Origin of the sequence: Empedobacter sp. UBA6745 (assembly GCF_002453775.1) — a bacterium.
Lineage (GTDB): Bacteria > Bacteroidota > Bacteroidia > Flavobacteriales > Weeksellaceae > Empedobacter > Empedobacter falsenii_C.
Window position 1 is genome coordinate 5,689 of the sequence record NZ_DKHL01000056.1, and the last position, 3,340, is coordinate 9,028.

2 protein-coding genes are annotated in these 3,340 nt (G+C 33.2%); both read left to right on the forward strand.

Features of this window, described 5'->3' with window-relative positions:
- Positions 1-2,737: SusC/RagA family TonB-linked outer membrane protein (locus B4H69_RS15390; RefSeq protein ID WP_291094799.1), on the forward strand; the 2,737-nt coding region annotated here is incomplete at its 5' end.
- A gap of 12 nt (positions 2,738-2,749) precedes the next feature.
- Positions 2,750-3,340, forward strand: a 591-nt coding sequence (locus B4H69_RS15395; RefSeq protein WP_291094801.1) for a RagB/SusD family nutrient uptake outer membrane protein, incomplete at its 3' end; no start/stop codon positions are given.

The window sequence follows — 3,340 nt, forward strand, 5'->3', positions numbered from 1 at the left end:
TGAGCAATTGGATTTCCCTATTCGAGAAGAAGCAGTGTTGAATAGAAGTGTGATCAATGTACGTTTCACAAAAGAAGACAACGGGATTCAGCTGAAAGATGTGGTGATCAATGCAGGATACTACTCCGTAAAAGACAAAGAACGAACGGGGTCAATTGCACGTGTAACGGCTAAAGAAATTGAGAATCAGCCTGTGAATAATGTGTTAGATGCCTTGCAGGGTAGAGTTGCAGGTTTAGAAATTACGCCAACTACAGGAACAGCAGGTGGTGGTTATACCATTCGGTTAAGAGGACAGAATAGTATAAGTGCGGGGAATGATCCATTGTTTATAATAGATGGGGTTCCGTTTGATATGAATTCTATGTCTTACACCAGTATCTCCAATACCGTAATGCCCAATTCAAACATTAATCCGTTAAATTCTATCGATCCAAAATCAATAGAGAAGATTGAAGTTTTAAAAGACGCGGATGCTACTGCTATTTATGGTTCGCGTGGTGCAAATGGGGTGATTTTGATAACGACTAAAAAGGGACAAAAGAGAAAAACTACATTTAATATAGATTCTTCAATTAGTGTCAATTCCATTACAAAAAAAGTAAATCTTCTAAATACAGAACAATACCTCATGATGCGAAAGAAAGCATTTGCAAATGATGGGATTACAAACTACCCAACAAATGCGTATGATATTAATGGAGCATGGGATCAAACGCGATACACCGATTGGCAAAAAGTACTAATAGGGAATACTGGTACAACCAATAATACAAGACTAAATATTATGGGTGGTGATGAGCAAACAAGTTTTATGATTGGCACCAATTTTATGAAAGAAACTTCTGTTTTATATGGGGATTATAGCTATAAAAAACTGAACGCCTTTGTCAATCTTAATCATTCTTCTAAAAACAATAGATTTAAAGTAGGTACTGTCCTAATTTATGGAGATGATAACAATGTATTACCAATAGAAAACTTAGCGCGTACAGCTAAAAAATTAGCTCCCAATGCACCCGCTTTATTCGATGAAAATGGAAATCTAAATTGGGAAAATAATACATGGACAAACCCTATAGCATCTACTTATAGTACCTATCGTAGTCATGAAAATGTGTTGAATACCAGCTTTAATATGAGCTATGCTTTAACGGATCAATTAACATTTAAAACGAATTTAGGTTACAATCATTCAATTTTAAAAGATAAAAGTTTCAATCCACATACAGTAAGAAATCCTGTGTATGGTAATACAAGTGCTGATAGTAGTGTCATAATGAATGAGAATGAAAAAGAAGTATGGTCAATAGAACCGCAATTGGATTATCATCTTAGTTGGACAAATAGTGAAATTACCTTGAATGTAGGAGCAACTTTTATGATGAACGAACAAAATCAGTTGGTTACAAGAGGAGTTGGCTTCGCAGATAATGCACTAATGAATGTGAGGAGCGCAGCAAAAACATTTCAATTTCTGCAAGATATTTCTTCACAGTATAAATACAATGCGATCTATGGACGATTTAATTACAGTTTGTATCAAAAATATATTCTTAATCTTACAGCAAGAAGAGATGGATCAAGTCGATTTGGAGAAGCCAATAAACTAGCGAATTTTGGTGCAATAGGCGCTGCTTGGATTTTTTCGAAAGAACATTTTTTGAGTGATCAATCGTGGTTGAGTTTCGGAAAATTGAGAGGGAGTTATGGAATTACTGGAAACGATCAAATAGGGGATTATCAGTATTTGAGTACATATTCTATAAAACAAGATGGTTATGATGGAACAACTTATTTAACACCTTCTCGTTTACATAATCCGAATTTTTCATGGGAAAAAAATCGAAAGATAGAAGGAGCAATAGAATTGGCTTTTCTGAAAAATAGATTAAATCTTGAAGTAAACTATTACCACAATCAATCCAATAATCAGCTAATAGGCTATTCGTTACCTGCTACAACAGGGTTTAAAACAATTCAAGCAAATTTGGATGCAGTAGTGGTTAATAAAGGATTAGAAATTGCGATCCATTCAACCAATATTAAGAAAGATAAATGGCAATGGGAAACATCCTTTTTAATTACATTTCCAAAGAATAAATTAAAAGCGTTCGAAAATCTAGCTCAATCCAGTTATAGCAATCAATATGTTATTGGGCAATCTATAAATATCACAAAGCTATACAATTATATAGGGATAAACCCTGTAAATGGAACTTATATGTTCGAGGATTATAACAATGATGGAAAAATAAGTAGTGCCGATGATCGTAGAATATATACGGATTTCAATCCCAAATGGTACGGAAGTTTAGGAAATACCATTCGTTATAACAATTGGAATCTTGAGGTACTTTTTCAATTCTCGAAAAAGAAAGCCTACAACGAACTGCATACGTTAAATGCAGCAGGTACATTCTTTAATCAACCTACATCGGTTCTAGATGAAGGACGTACGCAAATTTATACAACAGGCTCTAATACAAATGCTGTTGTTGCTCAAAATTATTTTTATACAAGTACTGGAGTTGTAAGTGATGCTTCTTTTGTGAGGTTAAAATCACTCTCGATAAACTACAATGTTCCTCTTAAGAAAAATTATAAAGTCGCTTTATATGCACAAGGTTTTAATCTGCTAACGCTTACGAATTATAAAGGAGGCGATCCCGAACAAATTGAAGATTTTTTACCTCCATTAAAACGTATCGCATTTGGAACAACTATCTCATTTTAAAAAATTGAAACCATGAAAAATAATAGAACAATATATGTGATGAATAGATTCATCCTATTGAATGCCATATTCACATTGGCTGCTTGTAATGATTGGATTGAAACTGATGATCCTAAGGGAGAAATAAAAATTGAAAAGGTTTACAACAACGAGCAAACTGCTAATGCAGCAGTTGCGAGTATTTACAAAGACATGAAAAATGATGGTTTGTTGTCGGGAAGTACAAATGGATCAAGCGTATTATTTAGTTTGTATGCAGATGAACTTGATTTTTATGGTTCTACGAGCAATAACCTTTCAATGTTTCATTCCCATCAATTATTGCCTTCTAATACACTTGTAACGTCTATATGGGCAAATAATTATAGAATTATTTATGAAACAAATTTAGCTATAGAGGCATTAAATAATTCAACGAATTTATCCCTTGAGTTAAAAAATAAATTGATAGCAGAAGTGTTGTTTATTAGAGCATTTACGCATTTTAATTTGATGAATGTATATGGTAAAATACCCTATATCATTACATCTAATTATCAAATCAATCGATATGTTTACCGTGATGAAATAAAGATTGTTTACGATAATATCGAAAAAGATTTG